General features: G+C 63.8%; 17 protein-coding genes. 10 read left to right on the top strand and 7 right to left on the bottom strand.

Annotated features, from left to right (window positions below; genetic code table 11):
* Positions 1-119 precede the first annotated feature (119 nt).
* The 5 genes from AO684_RS16360 to AO684_RS16380 all read right to left on the bottom strand — a co-directional run bounded on the left by AO684_RS16360 (position 120) and on the right by AO684_RS16380 (position 4,117).
* Positions 120-647 carry a methylamine dehydrogenase light chain gene (locus AO684_RS16360; protein ID WP_054303806.1) on the bottom strand — a complete coding sequence of 176 codons (528 nt, stop codon included), beginning with the start codon at positions 645-647 and terminating at the stop codon, positions 120-122.
* Positions 648-676: 29 nt separating this feature from the next.
* A complete protein-coding gene (locus tag AO684_RS16365) occupies positions 677-1,267 on the bottom strand; it encodes a redoxin family protein (RefSeq protein WP_054303807.1) in 591 nt (196 codons plus the stop codon).
* 1 nt (position 1,268) lies between these two features.
* Positions 1,269-1,799 (bottom strand): MauE/DoxX family redox-associated membrane protein, encoded by a 531-nt coding sequence (locus AO684_RS16370; RefSeq protein WP_054303808.1) that lies wholly within the window; start codon positions 1,797-1,799, stop codon positions 1,269-1,271.
* A 1-nt stretch (position 1,800) separates the two neighbouring features.
* Entirely contained in the window at positions 1,801-2,937 is a 1,137-nt protein-coding gene (locus AO684_RS16375) for an amine dehydrogenase large subunit (protein WP_054303809.1), read from the bottom strand.
* Between the two features lie 265 nt (positions 2,938-3,202).
* Positions 3,203-4,117 (bottom strand): helix-turn-helix domain-containing protein, encoded by a 915-nt coding sequence (locus AO684_RS16380; protein WP_054303810.1) that lies wholly within the window; start codon positions 4,115-4,117, stop codon positions 3,203-3,205.
* 584 nt (positions 4,118-4,701) lie between these two features.
* Between AO684_RS16380 and AO684_RS16385 the strand changes: the two genes are divergently transcribed.
* The gene (locus AO684_RS16385; RefSeq protein WP_199750772.1) at positions 4,702-4,893 is read left to right on the top strand and encodes a hypothetical protein; all 192 of its coding nucleotides are present in this window, start codon (positions 4,702-4,704) and stop codon (positions 4,891-4,893) included.
* Positions 4,894-4,895: 2 nt separating this feature from the next.
* Here AO684_RS16385 and AO684_RS16390 read toward each other — a convergent pair whose 3' ends face one another.
* Both AO684_RS16390 and AO684_RS16395 read right to left on the bottom strand, forming a co-directional pair.
* The gene (locus AO684_RS16390) at positions 4,896-7,511 is read right to left on the bottom strand and encodes an ATP-binding protein (RefSeq protein ID WP_054303812.1); all 2,616 of its coding nucleotides are present in this window, start codon (positions 7,509-7,511) and stop codon (positions 4,896-4,898) included.
* Positions 7,512-7,554: 43 nt separating this feature from the next.
* Positions 7,555-8,049: an oxidoreductase gene (locus AO684_RS16395; protein WP_235451307.1), complete on the bottom strand. Its 495-nt coding sequence runs from the start codon at positions 8,047-8,049 to the stop codon at positions 7,555-7,557.
* Between the two features lie 544 nt (positions 8,050-8,593).
* On the opposite strand from AO684_RS16395, the gene AO684_RS16400 reads away from it, so the two are divergent.
* From AO684_RS16400 to AO684_RS16440, 9 genes are all read left to right on the top strand, one after another.
* On the top strand, positions 8,594-9,208 hold the full coding sequence (locus tag AO684_RS16400; protein ID WP_054303938.1) for a response regulator: 615 nt from the start codon (positions 8,594-8,596) through the stop codon (positions 9,206-9,208).
* A 120-nt stretch (positions 9,209-9,328) separates the two neighbouring features.
* A complete protein-coding gene (ttcA, locus tag AO684_RS16405; protein WP_054303813.1) occupies positions 9,329-10,222 on the top strand; it encodes a tRNA 2-thiocytidine(32) synthetase TtcA in 894 nt (297 codons plus the stop codon).
* Between the two features lie 69 nt (positions 10,223-10,291).
* Complete coding sequence (locus AO684_RS16410; protein WP_082401059.1) at positions 10,292-11,842, top strand: bifunctional diguanylate cyclase/phosphodiesterase; 1,551 nt, start codon at positions 10,292-10,294, stop codon at positions 11,840-11,842.
* Positions 11,843-11,969: 127 nt separating this feature from the next.
* Positions 11,970-13,769, top strand: a complete 1,800-nt coding sequence (yidC, locus tag AO684_RS16415; RefSeq protein ID WP_054303814.1) for a membrane protein insertase YidC — start codon at positions 11,970-11,972, stop codon at positions 13,767-13,769.
* On the top strand, positions 13,766-14,512 hold the full coding sequence (locus tag AO684_RS16420; protein WP_054303815.1) for an MOSC domain-containing protein: 747 nt from the start codon (positions 13,766-13,768) through the stop codon (positions 14,510-14,512). The genes yidC and AO684_RS16420 overlap by 4 nt, the downstream gene beginning before the upstream one ends.
* The gene (gene yihA, locus AO684_RS16425) at positions 14,509-15,162 is read left to right on the top strand and encodes a ribosome biogenesis GTP-binding protein YihA/YsxC (RefSeq protein ID WP_054303816.1); all 654 of its coding nucleotides are present in this window, start codon (positions 14,509-14,511) and stop codon (positions 15,160-15,162) included. Before AO684_RS16420 ends, yihA begins: the two co-directional genes overlap by 4 nt.
* Positions 15,159-15,533, top strand: a complete 375-nt coding sequence (crcB, locus tag AO684_RS16430; RefSeq protein ID WP_054303817.1) for a fluoride efflux transporter CrcB — start codon at positions 15,159-15,161, stop codon at positions 15,531-15,533. Before yihA ends, crcB begins: the two co-directional genes overlap by 4 nt.
* Positions 15,530-16,576 carry an RluA family pseudouridine synthase gene (locus AO684_RS16435; protein WP_054303818.1) on the top strand — a complete coding sequence of 349 codons (1,047 nt, stop codon included), beginning with the start codon at positions 15,530-15,532 and terminating at the stop codon, positions 16,574-16,576. The genes crcB and AO684_RS16435 overlap by 4 nt, the downstream gene beginning before the upstream one ends.
* Positions 16,576-17,283 carry an ATP12 family chaperone protein gene (locus AO684_RS16440; RefSeq protein WP_054303819.1) on the top strand — a complete coding sequence of 236 codons (708 nt, stop codon included), beginning with the start codon at positions 16,576-16,578 and terminating at the stop codon, positions 17,281-17,283. Before AO684_RS16435 ends, AO684_RS16440 begins: the two co-directional genes overlap by 1 nt.
* The last annotated feature ends 105 nt before the right edge of the window (positions 17,284-17,388 follow it).

Below are 17,388 nucleotides of genomic sequence, written 5' to 3' on the forward strand. Positions count from 1 at the left end.
CCCGCCGGTATTATGGCAGGCGGCGCAATGCGCGTCGAACAGGGCCGCCCCCGCATCCTCGGCGGATGCGGGACCGGACAGGAGACCGGCAAGAGCGGCCACAAGGAGAACCGCGCGCATCAATCGGCCAGACCCACGACGACCGACACCGTACAATGATAGCCCTTGTCGGTATTGGCGGTGCACCAGTTGATGTCGTTGTAAAGACCCATGCGATAGCCGGGACGTTCGCCCTTGTTGTTGTTGCAGAAGGTCGCGCTGGGGATGAAGGGTTTGCCGCAGCAGTCATTGTAGCTGATGAGGTAGTCCTTGCCGTCATCGGGATTCGAGCAGGTGCCGACCCAGGACACCGCCGAAACGCTGCTGCCCGGCGGGCAGGAGGTCAGCGAGCCGCCGGAATCCTCGCACAGGAAACCGTCGATGGCGCAATGCCGCCAGTAGCTGCACGGATCCGCCGCGCCGCCTTCGGTCGAGGCGAAGGCCCGGCGGTCGAAAGGCAGCACCGGCACCGAGACGGCGGCGCCCAGCAGCGCCATGCCGGTGCGGGCGAGGAAGGACCGGCGGCCATTGCGGCGCGCGGAAGAACGGATATTCGCCTCAGTCGCACCATCGAGGCGCTTGAGGAATCTGTCAATGAAACGGGTCATGTCGGTTTCCTTCTTGATGTCACGATATGTCAGGAGGTCATCCCGGCCACAGCGGCCTGATAGGAGGGGATGCCGGTTTCAGAAGCGGTGAACAGACTTTCAAGCTGTTCCCGGCTGTTCACGAGACCCTTGGCCGCCACCTTGCCATCCTTGTCGATGAGTACGGCGAAGGGCAGTTTCGAGACCTTGAAGCTCATCCCCAGCTCCGGGGACAGCACATAGGGGAAGGCTTCGAGGTTTTCGGCTTCAATCAGGCGGCGGTGCAGTTGCTCGCGCCCGTCCGAGGCCAGAACCACGTCGAGCCAGCCCTGTTCGTCGGCCTTGATGGATTTCAGCGCGGGCAGCAGGGCCTTGCAGATCGGGCAACTGGTCGACAGGAAAAACACCAGTTGCGAACGCCCCCCTGCCCGGCCGAGCGTCAGCCCAGGCCCGTTCAGGTTGGGCAAGGCCAGCGCCGGAACCTTGTCACCCAGCGCGGGCCCCGCATCCGAGATCATCGCGCCGACGGGCGAGACACGCTCGAACAGAATACCGATCTGGCGGGCCAGGGCGAAGATCACCGCAAGCTGGATCAGCACCACGACCCACAGCAGGATGTTCGAAAAGATCAGGAGGTTCATGCTAAAGGTCTCCCTGCCGGATATAGGGCAGATGCGAGGCAAGGCGCTCGATGATGGTATAGATGGCGACAAGGACCAGCGCGCCGGCAATGGCGACGGCAACATCGAACTTCGGCACCGGGGCCGCAGGCAGCATCGCCACCGACAGCGCCAGCAGGGTCAGCACGGCATTGCGGCCCAGCGTGAAGACCGACACGATTTGCGGCAGACCGCCGCAACCGCAGTCGATCCGGCTGCGGCCCTGCACCAGGGCCACTGCCATGATGGCCGCGTAACCCGAGAACAGACCCGCCGCCAGAAACCCGCCGAAAGGACGCGCAACCGGCAGGATCAGCGCAAGGATCGTTGCCACCTCGACGCCGGTCAGCAGCCGAACCGCCGGGGCAGCCCAGGCTTCGGGCACCAGGCCGTAACCCTGCGCGAACCCCACGGTTTCCAGAAACCGTTCCACCTTGTGCCAGACCGCCCGCGCCAGCACGATGACCAGGAAGCTGGTCACCGTCACCGAAGCAAGAGAGGCAAGCGCCGCCATCTCAGTAATCCGTCGCGATCATCGTCGGGAAGAAGGCAGCCCCTTCCTTGGCGGCGCTTTCCGTCAGGCTGACGGTATCGCCCAGCGTCACATCGTAACGATGCAGCCCGCCCAGATGATCCACGCCGATCAGTTGCGGCACCTCGCCCGTGCTGACTGCGATATTGGTTTCGCCATGCGCAGCGCTGCGGCCCACAACCTCGCCGCTGGTCATATTGATCGCCCAGATCTCTTCCGCCGGGTTCTTGTGCGTGCCGTCGCCCGCATTGGAATGCATCATCACGAACAGGGTTTTCGACGCGGCGTGATAGGCCATCAGCGTATAGCCCGAAGGCGCCCAGCCATCTTTTGCGAAGGCGATGGTGCGGCCCAGCACCGGCTTGTCGCCGCTGTCATCAACCTCCAGCAGCTTGCCGTCGAACGAGATGTAGACCAGCTTGCCGTCGATCCGCAGCGCGACACCGAAGATCGGCGCCGTATCGGCATCGAAGATCTTGTCCGATTTCGCCGGTTCGCTGACCGTGCCATCGGCGCCAATCGTGTATTTCACCAGAGAGCCATCACCGCAGATGGTGGTGAAGGCCAGCCCTTCAGTGGAGGGATAGGCGGTCCAGCAGCCGGGGGTCGGCACCTCGACCAGATCCTTCCCCGCCGCCAGATCGACCACGTTGATCGAGGTCGCGGGCGTGGCATTCTGGACCAGCATGTATTTGCCATCCGCCGAAAGGTTCAGTGCGCCCTTCTGGCTAAGCGTCTGAGCCATCTTGTCGGACACCGTGAACTCGCGCCGCAGGTTCAGGGTTTGCGGGTCGTATTCCTCGATCACCGCCTCGATGGGGCCGCGGGTATAGCGCTTCATGTAGACCGAGCCGGTATAGATCGACTTGCCATCCCCACTCATCAGCATCTGGCTGAAGGTGCCCGCGCCGATATTGCCTTCCAGCGACAGGTCATCGGCGTTCAGCACGAAGACCGAACTGGACCCCGAGATGCCCATATCCATCAGATAGATATGATTTCCCTCGGAAATCCGCGCCTCGACGGCAAGGGTTTCGGGCTGGATGTCTTTTTCCTGTGCAAGAACCTGACCGCCGGTGGCGGCCAGAACCGAAAGTGAAAGCAGAAGATGGTGTTTCATTTGGCGACCTGCTGAAGTGACTAGGGGTTTCATGCGGCGGCGCGGTCCCGCCCGAATCCGGGGGGTGGGGCGGAGGAAGGGCTTTGCCGAAGCCATCCCGCCACGCGCGGCGGGTTCGGTCCGGTCAGACTCTGCACGTCCATTCTGTTCATCCTCGACCGCCTCCCCTCGGTTCTGGATGAAAACCAGATCACGGCAGCGCGGGCCGGGTCTTGGCCGGGTGCGCCAGAATTGCGGCCCCACGCGCCAAAAAAAACATTTCAGATCAATGTTCGATCAGGGTTTGAAGATGGTCTTCATAGTAGCCGCCCGGCGAAAGCTGATAAAGCTGCCGGAAACTGCGGTTGAAGTGCGACAGATCGCTGAACCCCGCGCGATAGGCCAGATCGGAAATCGCGGGCCGCTGTTTCTGCCGCGCCGCACGGCGCAGATGGCTGGCGACCAGCTTCATCCGGGCCTCGCAAAGCACGCGGGTAAAGGTGGTGCCATTGTCGCGGAAATCGCGTTGCAACTGACGGCGCGACATATGCACCAGCCCGGCGAGCCGCTCGATGGTGAAGTCGCTGTCCGGGACATGCCGCTCGATCGTGTCGCAGATGTAGCGGAACCGCCCGTGCCGGTCGCGGAACGACGCCGCGTCGCCCGGGCGTTCATCAGGGCGGAACATCATGGCAATGAAATCGAACAGATAATCGGCATGGGAATCGCCATGCCCCTCGCCGTTCATCAGCGCATCAAGACTGGGCCGCAGCGGATGCGCCCGGTCCATGCGCCGCCCGGTGACAGGACTGGCCCCCCGCCCTTCCAGGCAGAGGCTGCGTGGCAGATGCACCGACAGGAACGACGATGCCTTGCCGTCGAAACGCAGTTCGGCCGTGCGCGTCGAATCCATCAGCAGACTGTCGCCCGCCATCAACACCTCTTCCCGGCCATTATGGGCCACGCGCATCTCGCCGGATTTCTGCATCAGCAGGAAAAGATATTCGTGGTCGTCCCGGCGAATGCCCGCGCGCAGACGTTCGATCTGGTCGATCTCGCATTGCATGTCTGCGATATCGACCCCGTGACGGCGGCGCAGACTGAAGATTCCGACCGGCTTGCGGGTGTTCTTCACCGGCTTGCTATAGTAGTGGCCACAATTGTTGAGGATACAACTGTTCCACTCGTCGAAACACATCATGGCCTTTCCTCCCCAAAAAGGCTGCATGGTCATCGTGCCGGGTATAGTGCGCTGGCCCGGGTCGGTGATCAATAGTGGAATGTAACCGCTGTCTGACAAGGCCAAAGCGGCAACGGTCCGATTGGGAACCGTTCACGCCGCGCCTCGGGCGATATCTTGCTGCGCGGTCAGGGCGCAGCACAAAGGCCCTGCGCAAGAGCGTGTCGAACCACAGCCACCTCAGGATGTTTCCGGCAACAAGCCTTCACAATCTCCGTAGTCGACACGAACCACCGGCAGGTTTTGATGCAAATGCGAGGCATACGGCCGGTCAGAGGAGCCGCATCAAAATATCACTATCAAGCCACGCCACACCCGAGTTGCGATCCACTCCGCACACACGGTGGACGCCTGCATTCTGGAGTTAATCGAGTAACTGGCATTCAGATCACAGCACCGCCACCTGCTGCCAGTCAGGTACAAAGCGTCATAGTAGCGCTTATCGGATCATTCATGCGGTAGCGGCGGGTGAAGAACCGCATATCAGATTCAATGTGGGGCGCCGTAAGGAAAGGCAGTCCCGAAAATCTTCAGCGACAAAGATGATGTCGCGCAACCCTGTCACCGGCGTTTCGGTCGTGATCGAACGCCGGATAGAGGATATGATGACCCGCGCCGACCGGGACGAATTCGACCCTTATCTGCTGCCCGGCGATGCCATCGCCTGCTATGACAGCGCGGTGACCAACATTGCCGATGTGGCCCGCGTCGTGGGCACGGTACTGGGAAGCCCTTGACCTCAGGCGCCGGGCGGCATCCGTTCCAGCCAGGCAAGGATCTGCCCGCGCGTCTCTTGCCAAAGCGGCGGGATGTTGCGGGCCGCATCGGCAAGTGGCTGGCTGTCACCCGACTTCCAGGCGGTCTCAATGGCATGAAGCCGGGCATGAAGCGCCACGGCTCCAAATGTGCCCGCCGCCCCCGCGCAGCGGTGCAAGAGCTGCATCCGCGCGGCGGGGTCGCTGGCCTGCGGTTCATCGGCCAGATCCCGCGCCATTGCGTCTATCTGGTCGATGAACCGCCCCGTCAGGGCGCGGAGTGCGGCAGAAACAGGTGCGGTGTCATCCGGCACCAGACGGGAGGCATCGAACAGGGGCCCTGTTGGTCTGGCCACGGCCCCCATCCCTTCCGCCTGCGGCGCGGCGCCGGAAACCTCTGCCAGGGCCGCAAGCAGTTCCTTGCGGTTAATGGGTTTCTTCAGCACATCCGTCATGCCTGCGGCCCGGAAGGCGGCCACTTCTTCCGGCAGGGCATGGGCGGTAATCGCAACGATGGGAGCCGCCGCCGAGGCGCCCGTTCCCGTGCGGATCGCGCGGGTCGCAGCCCGCCCGTCCATGACGGGCATCGAAATATCCATCAGGATCACATCGAACCGGGTTTCTGCGGCGCGTGCCACGCCCTCGCGGCCATCACAGGCCTCGGTCACCGCATGACCTGCGAGCGTGACCATGTCATGCAGGATGATCCGGTTGATTTCGTTGTCCTCGACAATCAGCACGGAAAGGGCGTGGCCGGGAGCCGCCGCATCCGGCGGCACGGCGGCAGTGCCCTCCGGCAGCGGCAAGGCGGCCGCGCTGCGTTCCAGCGGCAGCCGCATCCAGAACACGCTGCCTTCGCCCTGTGTGCTTTCCACCCCCACCTCGCCGCCCATCAGCCCGGCCAGCCGCCGCGAAATGCCCAGCCCAAGCCCGGTGCCCGAGCGCCGCCCGTAAGAGCTGTCGATCATCTCGAAATCGCGGAAAATCCGTTCCAGATCGCCTTCGGCAATCCCGAGGCCGGTGTCGATCACCCGCAACTCGACCTCTGAGACCGGTGCCGCCGGGTCCAGCGCCTCGATCTCGATCCGCACCCCGCCGCGGGGCGTGAATTTGATCGCGTTGTTCACGAAGTTCAGCAAGACCTGCCGGATCTTGTCGGGATCGCCGACCGCCGGTTCGAAGGGCGGGCTTTGCCAGCCCCAGTACAGCGTGATGCCATTGACTCTGGCCAGACCATGCTGATTGGCGATCACATCTTCCACGATGTCGGACAGGCGGAACGGCCTTGATTGCAGGCGCATCATCCCGGCCTCCAGTTGCGAAATGTCCAGAACATCGTTCACCAGCGCGCTGAGCAGCCGGCCCGAAACCTCCATCGAGCCGAGATAGGCTTTCTGCTGCGGGTCAAGCCGGGTATCGGCCAGCAGCGACATGGTGCCCAGCAACCCGTTCAGCGGTGTGCGCATCTCGTGCGACATGACTGCCACGAATTCCGCCTTGGCCTTTTCGCCCGCGACGGCACGGTCATGCGCCTCGATCAGATCGGCCTCGGCCTGCCTGATCTGCGAGATGTCGCGGATGAACAGCACGAAGATCTGCCCCTGATCGCCCTCTGCCACACGCAGCGAGATTTCGGCCGGAAAGACGCGCCCGTCGCGCCCGATGCCATCGACATAAAGCCGCCCCAGCGTTTCCGGCGCGGGATTGCGCAGAGCAGCGGCAAGGCTGCGGTCCCTGTCCTCCTCGGGCTTGACGAGCGTCAGAAGATCCCGCCCGGTGACCTCTTCCACCGTACAGCCAAAGATCGCCTCTGCCGCCGGGCTGAAATCCAGAATGCGCGCCGCGCGGTCACAGACCACGATCCCGTCAAGCGAGGTCTGGATCACCGTGCGCATCCGCGCCGTGGTCAGCATCTGGTCCACGGCGCGGCGCTCGCTCAGCCGGTACATCCGCAGCAGCAGCACCGCCAGCAGCGAGATCGCCACGAACATCCCCCCCGCAATCAGGGCAAGCCTGGCCAGTGTCGTGGTCACGGCGATGCGCGTGGCATCCGAATGTGTGGCGAACTCCGCCAGTCCCATGACCGAAAGCGCGCGTACCACGGGTGCAACCGTCTCGGCCTCGCGGTCCATCTGGTCCAGGGCCGCCACCAGCCCGGCATCGGGCAGATCAGCCAGAGCGCTCATCCGGTCGCGCGCCTGGCGGATCACCTCGAAATTCTGTTTGAACTCGGCATTGCGGCGCAGGGTGGAATAGGTGCCCGTGGCGCGAAACGTGTCGATCCGGCTGTAGAAGATGTCGAACCGCTTGCGCAGATCGGCAAGCTGGGCCGCGGTGGTTTGCCCCAGATGCACCTCGACACGGGCGGTATCCAGCGCGTGGCGGAAGCGCAGGAATTCCGCATCAACCTGCGACAGCGTCCATTGCAGATTGTCCGAAGCGGCAGAGCGCAGCGTGTTCAGCTGCGCGACCACGTTCTGCGTCATGGCGCCCATGATGCCGAACAGGATGGCAAGGATGGCCGAAACCACCAGCAGGCGCAGGCGCCGTAACCGGCGGCGCTTCCGGTCAGCAGCCGGATTCAGCCCGGAGCCTGGCATCGCGTCATCCGTCACCTGTCGTTCTTCCGATCCGCTGCCGATCCTAGGGTCGAACCTCGATCCGTTCCAGTTGCCAGATGCTGCGGGTGTAGATCACCTCGCTGCGGTAGGCCGGGTCGGAATCGTAGGGATAGACAATCCACAGCGGCCCCTTGTCACGCAGGGACATGGCGGTGCCGTTGCGGCTGTGGGCAATGATGGGGGCATTCTCCGGCCAATCCTCCACCGGGATCTCGACCGAATAGTCATTGGCGGCATAGGCCTCCAGCAGCGCGCCGGTCATGCCGGCAGCCCGCAGCACCGCGCCCAGCGAGACGCCGGTGAATTCCTGCGGGCCTTCTGTCCAGACCGTGCTTGTGGTGAAGGTGATCTGTGGCAAGGCGGCAAGGGCGGCTGCATCGAAGGTGACGCTGGTGCCGGGCTTGCCGTCGACAGTACCCGTCAGGGTCAGCAACGGGGTATCGGCCTGCGCCGCGGTCATGGCGGCAAGGCTGGTCAGCACGGCCAGGACGATTCTGCGGGTAAGACGTGGGGCCAAGGCGGTGATATCCTCTGGAAGGGCTGGCTGCGGAACCGGCGCGCGGATTTTTGAGCCGGAGACTAGCATGTTGGGCATCGGCCGGGCATTCGCATCGGAACTGTCGGACTATCCTTGCGGATAGGGGCTCAATAGGCGCCCCGCCCGGTCCAGAGCGCACGGAAGGTCAGCCCGATCAGCACCAGATCCAGCAAGAGCGAGGTCGAGCGCGCATAGGCGATATCCATTTGCATCACTCGGCGCGCCCGGACACCTGCCGGGGTTCTGCCCCAAGGCGCCGGAACAAGACCTTAGGGCCTGTTTGGCGGGCTGGCCGGGCAAGGCCGCCCTCCAGCGGCGGCGGGGTGGCGACTTGACCTCTCCGTCAGGATGCGCCCCGATATCCTTTCGCAAGGCCTCACACTTGCCATCTTTCAACCTATAATCGTCAAGCGCTGGCGTTGTTTCATCCCAACGCGAATCGCCCCAAAGGAGAGTGAAGCTGTATCTGGCCCAATCGCGCCCGACCGATGCCACGTCCAAGGCAAAAAATGGAGCAAATGGCATGCGTATCCTGATCGCGGACGACCACGACCTCGTGCGCGATACGATCATGCTGTTCCTGCAAGTCGAAGCTGGCGCCGAGGTCGCGGCCGTGGGCAACCTGCCGGAAGCGGTAAAGGCCATCAAATCCGCGCCGCGCTTCGATCTTGTCATTCTGGATGTGGCGATGCCTGGCATGAACGGGCTGGAAAGCCTGCGGCAGGTCATGGCCATGGCGGGCGGGCAGCGGGTCGCGCTGATTTCGGGCACGGCGACTGCCGACATTGCCGAACAGGCACTGGCCATGGGGGCTGCGGGGTATCTGCCCAAGACGCTCAGCGCGAAGTCGCTGGCCAATGCGGTGCGCTTCATGGCGATGGGCGAGCAATATGCCCCGCTGGAGTTTCTGCGCGCCGCGCAGGAAGAAGCACCGCATCCGCTGGTGCAGCGCCTGTCAGGACGCGAGATGGATGTGCTGCGCGGGCTGGTTTCGGGGAAGGCCAACAAGGAAATCGCCCGCGACCTCGGGATCACCGAGCCGACCGTGAAGCTGCATATGAAGACGCTCTATCGCAAGATCGGCGCGCATAACCGCACCCAGGCAGCGCTGATCGCGCGGGATCAGGGTCTGTTCTGACCTATCCACCCGGATAGGCGACGGCTCCGCTCACGTGGTGGGTCATCCCCCGGCAACGCCCGGTTTGCAAGCGCGCGCCGCTTCTGGCATATGCAGGCCGTTCCAGCGCGCGAGGGGCCAATGGCCGACGATCTGCATCTTTCCGACGACGATCTGGCGGAGGACATCCATCCGCTGTTTCATGGCGCCCCCGCGACCACAGAATTCCGCAAGCTCCGCAAGCGGCTGGTGCGCGAGGTGCGGGATGCCATCGACAAATACGGGATGATCGAACGCGGCACGCGCTGGCTGGTCTGTCTTTCCGGCGGAAAGGACAGCTATACCCTGCTTGCTGTCCTGCACGAACTGAAATGGCGCGGCCTCCTGCCGGTCGATCTGCTGGCCTGCAATCTGGATCAGGGTCAGCCGAATTTCCCGGCAACCGTCCTGCCGGACTTCCTGCAACGCATGGGCGTGCCGCATCGCATCGAATACCAGGACACCTATTCGGTGGTGATGGACAAGATCGGGCCGGGCAAGACCATGTGCTCGCTCTGCTCCCGGCTGCGGCGCGGCAATCTTTATCGCATTGCGCGGGAAGAGGGTTGCTCGGCCGTGGTGCTTGGCCATCACCGCGACGACATTCTGGAAACCTTCTTCATGAACCTGTTCCACGGCGGACGGCTGGCAACCATGCCACCCAAGCTGCTGAATGAGGAAGGCGATCTGTTCGTCTGTCGCCCGCTGGCTTTCGTGGCCGAGGCCGATTGCGAGAAATTCGCCCGCGCCATGAATTACCCGATCATTCCCTGCGATCTGTGCGGCAGCCAGGAAGGCTTGCAACGCCAGCAGGTCAAACAGTTGCTTGACGGATGGGAGACCCGAAGCCCCGGCCGGCGGCAGGTGATGTTCCGCGCGCTGATGAATGCGCGACCGTCGCATCTGCTCGACCCTTCCATTTTCGATTTCACCGGGCTGGCTGCGAAACCCGGAACATTTAGCGAAAATCCTCCGCATCTCGGACAGGAATTTTAACGAACCGTCGAGGATGCGCGCCTAGGGTGCATCGGCGGCCGAGGGGTCGCGGATGTGGCGAGGGGCGCGATGTCGGGTCAAATCCGGAAACGGCTGTCAGAAAACATGGGCCGGATGCTGCGGCGCTTGCGGCGGCCTGAAACTCTGCTCCTGCTGCCTGCGGCGACGCTGGCGGCCTACTGGCTGGGTGGAGAGCGGGCCCTGCTGGGACTCGCGCTCGGTGCGCCGCTGGCAGCCGTGGCGCTGGATCTGCTGCGCCCGGCTGAAACCGCCATGCCCCCGATGCCGGATGGCTTGCAGGGTCTGGCGCTCCGGCCTCAACTGGTGACACTGCTCGATACGGCCTTGCGCGCGGCACCGGCCAGCGGTTTGCAGACCGGCTGTCTTGTCGTGCAGTTCGACGATGCCGCCTTGTTGCTGGACCGACATGGACGCGCTGCGCAGACCGAGGTGCTGGCCCGCTGTGCCGAACGCATTTGCAGCGCCCTGCGCAGCGGGGATGTGGTTGCGCGGCTGGAAGGTGGCGGTTTTGCGGTGGCGCTGAGCCCCCAGCGGCGGCTGGATCTGGAAAGCATGATCCAGCTTGCCGCGCGGCTTCAGGCCGCGATTGCGCCGCCCATCAGCCTCAATGCAATGCGCCTCTATGTCAGCTGCTCGGTCGGTTTCTGCCTCGGCGTCGCGGCACCTGCCGCCGAAGGCCGTGCGTTGCTGGATGCGGCGCAGATCGCGGCGGATGAGGCGCTGCGCAACGGCCCAGCCGCCATCCGCGCCTTCGCCCCCGACATGGCGCGCAAACGGGCCGACCGCGATGCCCTGCGCGGCCTGTTGGAAAACGCGCTGGATCAGGGCGAGATCCGCGCCCATTTTCAGCCGCAGGTTTCCACCGATACCGGCGACATCACCGGATTCGAGGCGCTCGCGCGATGGCATCACCCCGAACGCGGCGTGGTGCCCCCTGTCGAGTTTCTGGGGGCGATTGAAGAGGCCGGGCTGGCGGAGCGTCTGGGCGAGGTCATGCTGTTTCAGGCGCTGACGGCCCTGTCGCGTTGGGATCGCGCGGGGCTGAATGTGCCGAAAGTCGGCATCAACCTCTCAGCGGCAGAGTTGCGCAATCCCCGCTTCGTCGAGAAGCTGGAATGGGAAATCGACCGTTTCGGTCTGGAGCCAGGTCGTCTTTGCATCGAGATTCTGGAAACCGTGATCGCCAGCACCGGACATGACGTGATCGTGCGCAACATCGCGGCAATGGCGCAGTTGGGCTGCACCATCGACCTTGACGATTTCGGAACCGGCCATGCCTCGATCACCAATATCCGACGCTTCGCCGTGCACCGGCTGAAAATCGACCGCAGCTTTGTGACACGGATCGACGCCGACCCCGGCCAGCAGAAGATGGTCGCGGCCATTCTGTCTCTGGCGAAACAGCTTGACCTCGACACCCTGGCCGAAGGGGTGGAAACGGCGGGCGAGCATGCGATGCTGGCGCAACTGGGCTGTCGCCATGTGCAGGGCTTCGGCATCGCCCGCCCCATGCCCTTCGATCAGGTGCAGGACTGGATCGCCCGGCATCAGGCAAATCACCGGCCGCTGCCGCGAATCGGCACACGGGCCACGAAATGACGCCGCGAGGCTGTCATTGGCCACCCCGCGCCGGGAAAACCGCTTGACCTTTTCTCCCCCCTTCTGTTGAACCACGCCTGACCCACGCCCGGGTCAGCCTTTTCAAGCGACACGGTGGGGATCGCAGATGGACGATCAGAACAAGAACCTTATTCTGGCGACGGCGCTGAGTTTCCTTGTGATCCTCGTGTGGTTCGTGCTGTTCCCGCCGGAAGAAACGGCGCCGACGGCCGATCCCGTTGCCGCGACCCAGCCTGCGACGGCGCCCGCCGCGACAGCAACGGCGACGCAGGCACAGCCCGAGGTCGCCCCCGTCCCCGAGGCGCCCCGGCTGAAGATCGACACGCCGAAGCTGTCGGGCTCGGTGTCGCTGCTGGGCGGTCGCATTGATGATCTGTCGCTGAAAGCCTACCACGCGACCATCGACCCGAAATCGGATATCGTGCGCCTGCTGACCCCGGTCGGCGAGCCGCATGCCTATTACGCCCTTTACGGCTGGACGCCGGGCGGGACGCTGGATTTCGCGGATGTGCCTGGCGCCACGACGGAATGGCAACAGGTCGGCGGCGATACGCTGGCGCCGGGCAAGCCCGTCACGCTGGAGTGGGCGAATGGCAAGGGCCTGACCTTCACGCGCCAACTGGCCGTTGATGACAATTACATGTTCACCGTTACGGATTCCGTTGCCAACACGGGCACCGAAACGGCGACGCTGCAACCCTATGGCGTGGTAGCGCGCCACGGCAAACCGGCCGATCTGCAAAGTTTCTATGTACTGCACGAGGGCGTTGTCGGCCGGACTGACGGCAAGCTGGCCGAGATCAAGTACAAGGATGTCGCCGATCTGCCGCAGGTCGCCCGCGAAGGCGCACAGGCCGAAGTGACCGAGGGCACCGCCGACGGCTGGCTGGGCTTTACCGACAAATACTGGATGACCGTTCTGGTCCCTGAGCAGGGCAAACCCTACACCGCCGTGGTGAAATACAACGCCCAGTCCGACATCTATCAGACCGAGACGCGGATGCCGGTTGTCACCGTGGCACCGGGGGCCAGCACCGAAGTTTCGTCGCGCCTGTTCGCCGGTGCAAAGGAATGGGAAACCATCCGGAACTACCAGAACAACGACGGAATCGCGGGCTTCATCGATTCGATTGACTGGGGCTGGTTCTTCTTCTTCACCAAGCCGATCTTCTGGCTGCTGCACCACCTGCACGGCTGGATCGGCAACATGGGTCTGGCCATCATCGCACTGACCTTCGTGCTGAAGATCCTCGTGCTGCCGCTCGCCTACAAATCCTATGTCTCAATGGCGCGGATGAAAGAGCTTCAGCCCGAGATGGAGGCGCTGAAGGAACGCGCGGGCGAGGATAAGCAGAAGCTGCAAAAGGAAATGATGCAGCTTTACAAGGAAAAGAAGGTCAATCCGGCAGCAGGCTGCCTGCCGATTTTCCTGCAAATTCCGATCTTCTTCAGCCTTTACAAGGTGATCTTCGTCACGCTCGAACTGCGTCAGGCGCCGTTCTTCGGCTGGCTGAACGACCTGTCGGCGCCCGATCCGTCGTCGCTGTTCAACCTGTTCGGGCTGCTGCCCTGGGCGGCCCCGGCGCATGGCACCTTCCTTGCCATGATCTTCATTGGTGTGCTGCCGATCCTGCTCGGCATCTCGATGTGGCTGCAACAGAAGCTGAACCCGGCACCCGCCGATCCGGCGCAGGCGATGATTTTCGCCTGGATGCCCTGGGTGTTCATGTTCATGCTGGGCAGCTTTGCTTCGGGTCTTGTTCTGTACTGGATCACCAACAACACGATCACTTTCATCCAGCAGTACCTGATCATGCGCAGCCATGGCCACAAGCCGGATATCTTCGGCAACATCAAGGCGGGCTTTTCGAAGAAACAGCCCGAGCCAGCGAAGGGCAAGAAATGAAGGCACGGCTGAACACCATCTGCCGACATCCGATCAAGAGCCACGGACGCGAGAGCCTCGCGTCCGTTCGGCTTTCGGCGGGTGCCGGTCTGCCGTGGGACCGGCACTGGGCCGTGGCGCATGATGCGGCCCGGCTGGTCGAGGGCTGGAATCCTTGCGTGAACTTCGCGCGGGGGTCCAAGGCGCCTGCATTGATGGCGATCAATGCCGCGCTGGACGAATCGACTGCAGCCGTGACGCTGACCCACCCGGAACGTGAACCACTGACCTTCCGACCCGATGATGCAGCCGACCTGCCGCGGTTTCTGGATTGGGTGCGCGAACTGAACCCCGCAGGTCGGGCGATGCCCGAACGCATTGTCAGCGCCGGGCGGATCATGTCGGACACCGATTATCCGTCGGTCTCGATCCTGAATCTGGCCTCCAACACCGATCTGGGCGCGCGGATGGGGATGGACCTGTCGCCGCTGCGCTGGCGCGGCAATCTCTGGGTCGAGGGCTGGCAGCCCTGGGCGGAATGGGATCTGGTCGGGCGCAGGCTGCGGATCGGCGACGCGCTGCTGGAAGTGCGCGAGCGGATCGAGCGGTGCAATGCCACCAAGGCCAACCCGGCGACCGGACGCATTGAAGGTGATACGCTGGGCGCGCTACGCGGTGCCTTCGGGCATCAGGATTTCGGCGTTTACGCCGTCGTTGTCGAAGGGGGCGAGATTGCCCCCGGCATGGAGGTAACCATCCAATGACCGCCCTGCCCTTCCCGCTTGCCGAAGAGCCTGATGATTTCGCGCGCGAACGTGGCCGGCTGATGTTCGCCGGTCCGGTCGATTTCGTGAAAGGCGTGGTTGCCATGCCCGGCCTGCCGCCGGCAGACCGGCTGGAGGTCTGTTTTGCCGGTCGCTCGAACGTCGGGAAATCCAGCCTGATCAATGCGCTGACCGGCCGCAAGAACCTCGCGCGCGCCTCGAACACGCCGGGGCGGACGCAGGAGATCAACTATTTCGCCCTTGGCGAAAGCCGCTATCTGGTTGACCTTCCGGGCTATGGTTTCGCCGAAGCGCCGGTTTCGACGGTGCAGAAGTGGCAGACGCTGTTGAAGGCCTATCTGCAAGGCCGCCAGACCCTGCGCCGCGCCTTCGTGCTGATCGACAGCCGCCATGGCGTCAAATCGGTCGATGACGAGATCATGACGCTTCTCGACAAATCTGCCGTCACCTTCCAGGTCGTGATGACCAAGATGGACAAGCTGTCGCGCCCGGAACGCGAGAAGAACCTCGATCAGGTGCGCGCCGCGCTGGCAAAGCACCCGGCGGCCTACCCCGAGATCGTGATGACCTCCTCGGAAAAGGGTGACGGCATCGCCACCCTGCGCGCCATCGTCGCGGGGCTGGAATGAACGCGCTGGTGCAGGTCGCGCTTGGCGGCGCCATGGGGGCGAGCCTGCGCTATGGCGTCAATCTGGGCATGCAGCGCCTGCTGGGCAGCGGCTTCCCCTGGCATACGCTGACGGCGAATGTGCTGGGTTCGGCGGTGATGGGCGTGCTGATGGTGGCGCTGGCGCATCGCGGGCATCAGCATCTGGCGCCCCTGCTGATGACCGGGCTTCTGGGCGGCTTCACCACCTTTTCTGCCTTTTCCATGGATACGGTCGCGCTGGCCGAGCGCGGCCAGATGACCGCGGCGGCGCTCTATGTCGCGGCCTCGGTCCTGATCGCACTGGCGGCCTTTGTGCTGGCCGTCCACCTGACGCGGAGCATTCTGACATGAGCGGTGTGAAACTGCTGACCGTTTCCGAGGATGAGGGCGAACAGCGGCTCGACCGCTGGTTCAAGCGCCGCTTTCCGCATGTGACTCAGGGCGCGGTCGAAAAGATGTGCCGCACCGGGCAGGTACGGGTGGATGGCAAGCGCGCAAAAGCGGCGGATCGCGTCGCACCGGGTACGGTGATCCGCGTGCCGCCGCTGCCGGAAAATGACGCCCCCTCGCGGCCGCGCCCCGATGGCGTCAGCGCAGCAGATACGCGGATGATCCAGGATGCGGTAATCTTCAGGGACGAGCATATCATCGTGCTGAACAAGCCGCCGGGGCTGCCCTCGCAGGGCGGCTCGGGTCAGGGCGACCGGCATGTCGACGGGCTGACCGAGGCGCTGAAATTCGGCTACAAGGACCGGCCGAAGCTGGTACACCGGCTGGACAAGGATACTTCGGGTGTCCTGGTTCTGGCCCGCACCGACCGGGTGGCTCGCGCCCTGTCCGAGGCGTTTCGCCACCGCAATACCCGCAAGATTTACTGGGCCGTCGTTGCGGGCGTTCCACAGCCCAAGCAGGGCTCGATCAAATATGCGCTGATGAAGGCACCGGGCCGTGGCCGGGGTGGCGAGGGCGAGAAGATGGTCTGCATCCATCCTGCCAAGGTTGGTGATTACCCCGATGCCAAGCGGGCGCAGACCGATTACTTCACGCTCTGGTTCCTTGGCACCCGGCTGAGCTGGATGGCGCTGGAGCCGATCACCGGCCGTACCCACCAGCTGCGCGCCCATATGGCCGAGTTCGGTCATCCGATTCTTGGCGATGGCAAATATGGTGGCTCGGACGCTGAAAATCTGGGCGATGGCTGGGGCGCGGGCACCGGCGGTGATCTGTCGCGCAAGCTGCACCTGCATGCCCGGCGGCTGAGCATCGAGCATCCGATCACCAGGGAACCGATCACCTTCACCGCCCCCCTGCCCGAGCATATGGCCCGCACCTGGAAGCTGCTCGACTGGAAAGAGGGCGACGTGCCGGAAGACCCGTTCGAAAAGCTGCACTGATGAGCGACTGGACCCCCAAACGTTTCTGGAAATCGGCGAGCGCCGAACCTGTGGACGGCGGCTTTGCCGTTCATCTGGATGGCCGCGCCGTGAAGACCCCGGCCAAGGCGGCTCTGGTGCTGCCCACCCGCACACTGGCTGCCGCCATCGCCGCGGAATGGGACGCCCAGCAGGGGCAGGTGCGCCCCGAGACAATGCCCGCCACGCGCGCCGCCAATTCCGCCATTGACAAGGTGCGCCCGCAATTCGCGCAAGTGGCCGATATGCTTGCAGATTATGCAGGAACTGATCTGCTGTGCTACCGTGCCGAAGGGCCGGATGCGCTGATCGCTCGGCAGGCTGCGGGCTGGGACCCATTGCTGGATTGGGCGAAGCAACGCCATGGCGCACCCCTGATCGCCACCTCAGGCGTCATGCATATCGCGCAAGACCCTGCCAGCCTTGCTGCCCTGCGCGCCGCGATTTTCGCGCAGAACGAATTCCAGCTGGCGGCCCTGCACGACCTGATTGCCATTACCGGCTCTGCCGTTCTGGGCCTTGCCGTGACCGACGGGCATCTGAGCCCGGCGGAAGCCTTCGATCTCAGCCGAATCGATGAACACTGGCAGATCGAACAATGGGGCGAAGATGCCGAGGCCGCTGAGGCCGAGGCCGTCAAACGCCAGGCGGTCGAGGACGCCGCCCGTTTCTACGCATTGTGTGGGTAACAATCTTGCCCAATTTCCGGGCAGATGTGACGCATCTTTCGTGATCCCTGCGCAAACTGCCCGCGCAGGGACAGTTTGCGCTATCAACTCGGTTTCACTTGACGG

Source organism: Gemmobacter sp. LW-1 (genome assembly GCF_001303875.1).
Taxonomy (GTDB): Bacteria; Pseudomonadota; Alphaproteobacteria; order Rhodobacterales; family Rhodobacteraceae; genus Gemmobacter; species Gemmobacter caeni.